5 protein-coding genes and 1 pseudogene are annotated in these 5,262 nt (G+C 71.4%); all 6 read left to right on the top strand.

Annotated elements, in window-relative coordinates; genetic code table 11:
* The first annotated feature begins 106 nt into the window (after positions 1–106).
* The gene (locus AB0H28_RS29825; RefSeq protein ID WP_358047409.1) at positions 107–313 is read left to right on the top strand and encodes a hypothetical protein; all 207 of its coding nucleotides are present in this window, start codon (positions 107–109) and stop codon (positions 311–313) included.
* Positions 314–369: 56 nt separating this feature from the next.
* On the top strand, positions 370–729 hold the full coding sequence (locus AB0H28_RS29830; protein ID WP_358047412.1) for a TadE/TadG family type IV pilus assembly protein: 360 nt from the start codon (positions 370–372) through the stop codon (positions 727–729).
* A 122-nt stretch (positions 730–851) separates the two neighbouring features.
* Positions 852–1,229 carry a TadE family protein gene (locus AB0H28_RS29835; RefSeq protein WP_358047421.1) on the top strand — a complete coding sequence of 126 codons (378 nt, stop codon included), beginning with the start codon at positions 852–854 and terminating at the stop codon, positions 1,227–1,229.
* The gene (locus tag AB0H28_RS29840) at positions 1,226–1,669 is read left to right on the top strand and encodes a pilus assembly protein TadG-related protein (protein ID WP_358047415.1); all 444 of its coding nucleotides are present in this window, start codon (positions 1,226–1,228) and stop codon (positions 1,667–1,669) included. Before AB0H28_RS29835 ends, AB0H28_RS29840 begins: the two co-directional genes overlap by 4 nt.
* A 37-nt stretch (positions 1,670–1,706) precedes the next feature.
* On the top strand, positions 1,707–4,799 hold the full coding sequence (locus AB0H28_RS29845; RefSeq protein WP_358047418.1) for a BTAD domain-containing putative transcriptional regulator: 3,093 nt from the start codon (positions 1,707–1,709) through the stop codon (positions 4,797–4,799).
* 20 nt (positions 4,800–4,819) lie between these two features.
* Positions 4,820–5,128: pseudogene (locus AB0H28_RS29850) on the top strand (hypothetical protein); the annotation flags it as partial.
* Positions 5,129–5,262 lie beyond the last annotated feature (134 nt).

Below are 5,262 nucleotides of genomic sequence, written 5' to 3' on the forward strand. Positions count from 1 at the left end.
CAACGGTGGCACCGCGAGGCAACCAGCGCCTACCACCTCGACCTCGACCGACGTTTCACCAGCAAGCCGTGGAAGAACCCACGGCGTTACCGACAGGAGGCCGACCATGGGACTGAGTAAGCTGTTCGCCCTGCTGACCATGCTGCATCTGACGATGACCGACCGGCTCCGCCGGCTACGCGACAGCGGTGAGCGGGGCAGCGAGACCACCGAGAAGGTCATGTGGATCGCCCTGCTAGTCACCCTCGTCCTGGCCGTCTACGGCGTCTTCCGCTCCAAAATCCTCAGCAAGATCAACGGCATCAGCCTGTGACAGCCATCAGAGCGCCAGGGCAGAGGTGCAGTCGGCACGCCAGAGACCGCGGATCGGTGAGCACCGAGGTGGTTCTCTACGCCCCGCTGCTGTTCCTGCTCATCCTGCTCGGCGTGCAGCTGGCCCTGTGGGCGCTGGCGCAGCTGGGCGTGCAGCACGCCGCCAACCACGCCCTGCAGACCACCCGGGTGTCCGGCGGCACCGCCGCCACCGGACATGCCGACGCCACCGCCGTGCTCGAGCAGGTCGCCGGCCGCGCCGTCACCGACGCGCGGGTGTCCGTGGACCGCACCGCCGACACGGCCACCGTCGCGGTGTCCGGCCGGGCCGTCGCGGTGGTGCCGGGGCTGCGCCTGCCGGTCAGCACCAGGGTCGGCGCTCCCGTCGAACGGTTCCGGCCAACAGACACCGACTAACCACCCAAGAACTCGGGCAGAAGCAAGGGAGCAGCGCGGTGACTATTCGAACCTCTGCCAACCGCCCACGCCTTCGCTGGCGCGCCGGGTCGCGCAATGATCGCGGCTCGGTCAGCGTGGAGATGGTGCTCGGCTACGTCCCGCTGATGGTCCTGGCCGTCCTCGCCGTCGTGGCGTGTCTGCGTCTGGCATCTGCCGCGATCGACGTGCGCTCCGCCGCCGCGGCTGCGGCGCGGCAGGCATCCCTGGCCTCCACGCCCGCCGGTTCCCGGCTCGCCGGTGGCGACGCGGCCTCGTTCACGCTCACCGGACGCGGGGTGCCCTGCCAACGCTCGACGGTCACCGTCGACCCCGGCGCGTTCGTCCCCGGTGGACAGGTCAGTGCGACCGTGACATGCAGCGTCCGGCTCGAGGATCTCTACGGACTAGGCGTGCCTGGCGCCGTGACGATCTCCGCGACCTCCCGCCAGCCCCTGGACCCGTTCCGGACACAACCGTGAGGGCCCGCTTTGCCGTATGGGCAGGTCGCACCCGCCGTGATGACCGGGGACAGATTACCCCCTGGACCGTTGTGGGGACCTTGATCGTGCTCATTCTCGCCGGCCTCGTCTTCGACGAGGGGATGGCCATGGCCACCAAGGTGTCGGCGTACGACACCGCTCAGGCCGCCGCACGCGCCGGCGCCGGGCAGATCGACCTCGGTCTGCACCGTAGCAACGGAATGGTGCGACTCGATCCGAGCGCCGCGACCATCGCCGCACGGGCCTTCCTCGCCCAAGCCGGCCAACCCGGCGCGGTAACGGCCACCACCGAGCAGGTCACCGTCACGGTCACCACCCAGCACCGCACACAGCTGCTGCACCTCGTCGGCATCACCGCCATCCCGGTAACGGCCACGGCCACGGCCACGCCCGCTACCGGCGTCACCACCGCCACGTAAGCCCACGTCGACGCCTACGCCCCGGGAGGTTGCCATTGTGATCGCGACGTTGACCGCCGCCGTCCGCCGCGCCTACGGCGGCGCAGCCCTGGCGCTGCTGCTCGTCGGCCCGCCGTACGCGCTGCTGCGCTACCTCGACCCGCCGCTGCCCGATCAGCCGCCCACCTGGCACGCCGTCACCACCGTGCTGACCAGCCCGCTGACCGACGAGATGATCGGCGCGGTCGTCACCGCGCTGCTCTGGGCCGCCTGGGCCTCGTTCGCCTGGTCCGTGCTTGCCGAACTCGCCGCCGCCGTCACCGGCCGTCGGTTGCCTCAACCGCGCGCTCTGACCCCAGCCCGGGGCCTTGCCGCGCTTCTCATCGCCATGATCACCGGCGGGGTGCTGGCCACTGCCGCGCAGGCCGCCAGTCCACCCCTCGCCGGTCCCGCCCAGGCCCACCCGGGCGCCTCCGGCGTCGCCGCGGCCACAGCGGCTGTCGCGCACCACGAGTCTCTACCGGCCGACAGCACCAAGGTGTCGCCGGCAAGCGCGACACCCGATCGGAGGCTGGCCGAGGGCAAGGTCACCCTGGTGGCGAACGGCCACGAGTACGTGCACACCGTCAAGCGCGGTGACACTCTGTCGAAGATCGCCGAGCAGTGGCTCGGCGACGCTAACCGATGGCCGGAAATCTTCGCCCTCAACCGGGGCACTCACTTCGCCGACGTCGGCGGCACGCTACGCAACCCGAACGTGATCTTCCCCGGCTGGGCACTGGACCTGCCCACCGACGCCACCCCACCCGCCGGGCAGAAACCCCGGTCCCCAGCTTCCACGCCTCCTGCGCCGCGCACGCCAGCACCAGAGACCACAGCCGCCGTCCCGCCAGCTGACCAGCCGTCCGCGCATTCCGATCCGCAGGTTTCCGCTGCGCCCACAACTGCGCCTACGAGCAGTCCGACACCCACCAGCATTACCCCGACGCCCTCCGCCGATGCCACCGCCGCACACCCCACCATCTCGGACACTGACAGGACGGCCCGCCCGGGCCACGGCGTGTCCCTGCCAACCGGCAGCTGGATCGATGGCGGGCTTGCGCTCGCCATCGCCGCTGCGGTGGCCCTCGTGTGGGCACACCGACAGCGCCGTTACCGCGCCCGCAAGCCGCCGGCACAGCACCCCACGGCGGACCCCGATCCGGCGCCCATGCCCCGCGTGGTCCGCCAGATCCGCCGTGGCCTGCGCGACGCGGCGACCACCACCGACGCCCCACCCCTCGACAGCCCAGCCGACGAGAAGAAGGGCCCGTCCCCGCAGACCGACGAGGCCCACACCGGTGAAGCCGATGCCGTCCGCGAAGCCAACCCCGCACAGGCCGCCACCGCTGGTGATGACGCCTCCGACGGTGAACCGGTGGCACCGGCACTCGCCCACCCGCTGTCGGCCGTGTGGCCTCCGGCAGGGTTGGGCCTCACGGGGCCCAGCGCGGAAGCCGCCGCCCGCGGCTTCCTCACCGCCGCCCTCGCCGCCGGCGCGGCGGAACACCCCGACGCCCGCACCCAGGTAGTCATCCCCGCAACCACCGCCGCGACCCTCCTGGGCGCCGCCGCCGTCAACCTGCCCCGCACCCCCCGCCTGACCGTCGCCGCCGACCTCGACGACGCCCTGGAAATCCTCGAGGAACAAACCCTGCATCGCACCCGGCTGGCCTACCAGCACGAAGTCGACACCATCGCCGAACTGCGCACCGCCGACCCCTTCGAGGAACCCCTGGCGCCGGTGATGCTGCTCGCCGACGCGACCGGCCGCCACGAACGCGCCCGCATCGCCGCGCTGCTGGCCCAAGGCCAACGCCTGGACATCCACGGCGTGCTCCTGGGCGCGTGGCCCGACGGCGACACCGCCGTCGTCGCCGCCGACGGCACCGTCACTCGCGCCGACGGCGACGCCCGCCACGGCCCCCACCCGGCCGACGTCGGCCGCCTCGCCATCCTCGACCCCACCGAAACCGTCGACCTGCTCACGACCCTCGCGGAGTCCCACACCGGCCAGATGCCGGCACCCGCACCCATCGAGACGCCACCGGAGCCCGGGCCCGCGACAGCCGTGGCCCCCGCCGAGATAGCGGACGCCCCAGAGCCGGCCGGCGAGAGCACCGACCAGGAGTTCGTCGGCCCCGACGAACACGACGCGGAGACCTCTTCGAAGCCGCACATCGACAGCTCCAGTTCACCGACCGCTGATCGGCCTGTCAACGAAGACAGCACGGCGCAGACGGGCGCTGACGGACCCTCCAACGCGAACAGCGGAACCCACGACCACGACAGCGCCCCTGCCATCGGGCCGCTCACGGACGACGCGTCAGGCGCTGGCTCGGCCGAGGTGCACCGCGACCGGGTCGAGGTGACGGTGCTCGGCCCGCCGACCATCCTCGGCACCAACCATCCGCGCGCCCTACGCGCTAAGTCGATGGAACTGCTCGTGTACCTCGCCGTCTGTGACGGCGCCGCCGCGGCCGAGGCGATCCTCGAAGACCTTCTGCCCGACGCTCCCGCCAGCAAAGCCACGCACCGGCTGCACACCTATGCCTCCGACCTGCGCGCCGTGCTGCGTCATCATGCCGGGCCCGGCACCTATCTCATCCGCCCTGACCACCGCTACCAGCTCAACCCCGACACCTTCGACATCGACCTGTGGCGGCTGCGCGCAGCGCGGAGCGTCACTACCAGTCGATCCGATCGCGTGCAGGCTCTGCGACGCGCCGTCGAGGGTTACCGACCCCTGGCCGAAGGCTGCGACTACGAATGGCTCGACCCTCACCGGCATGCCGTGCAACGCGAAGCTCTCGACACCGTCACCGCCCTCACCGATGACCTCGCCGACGAGCCCGATCAGCAGGCCGCCGTCTACGCCACCGCTCTGCCTCACCATCCCTACAACGAGGAGCTGTATCAGCGGGCGATGCGCGCCCACGCCGCCCTGGGTGACCTCGATGCCATCCGTATGCTGCGCCGGACCCTGACCCAACGACTCAGTGAGATCGACGCCGAGCCCACCGACGACACGCTCACCCTCGCCGACCGGCTCATCGCCGAGGTGCGCTCACGGCGCGGCCCACGCTCCTCCGACGGTCGGGCGTCCACGTGAGCGGCGCCGCTCATCCGGACATCGGGCCGGGTACACCCGTCGGCGCCGGCAGCGCCGACGACAGGCGGTTACGCAGGCTGCGGTGGGCGGTGCGGGCAACCCTCGTCTTGGGCGTCGCCGCGTCAGTTGCCGCGAACGTTCTACACGCCCGACCGAACCCGATCAGCCAGATCATCGCCGCCTGGCCGCCTCTGGCGCTCCTGCTCACCGTCGAGCTGATCTCCCGCGTTCCTCACCACCGCTGGCACCTCGGCGCGATCCGCGTTACCGCAGCGGCGGTCATCGCCGTCATCGCCGCGTGGGTGTCGTACTGGCACCTTGTCGGCGTCGCCGTTATCCGGAGCTTGTGAGCTGGCCGTGAGGTTGACCTGGTCTTTCGCGTCGTGGACATGTCCATGACGGGTTGTGCCGGTGCTGCCTTGTTGGCTCGATAGAGTCGCCGTCATGGGCGTGGAGATCGAGG

The sequence above is a fragment of the Micromonospora sp. NPDC050980 genome (assembly GCF_040653835.1).
In the GTDB taxonomy this organism is placed as follows: domain Bacteria; phylum Actinomycetota; class Actinomycetes; order Mycobacteriales; family Micromonosporaceae; genus Micromonospora.

Bases quoted from the DNA above. Each gene is read 5' to 3' on its own strand.
- AB0H28_RS29835 (WP_358047421.1), top strand. From the start codon at position 852: ATGGTGCTCGGCTACGTCCCGCTGATGGTCCTGGCCGTCCTCGCCGTC.
- AB0H28_RS29825 (WP_358047409.1), top strand. From the start codon at position 107: ATGGGACTGAGTAAGCTGTTCGCCCTGCTGACCATGCTGCATCTGACG.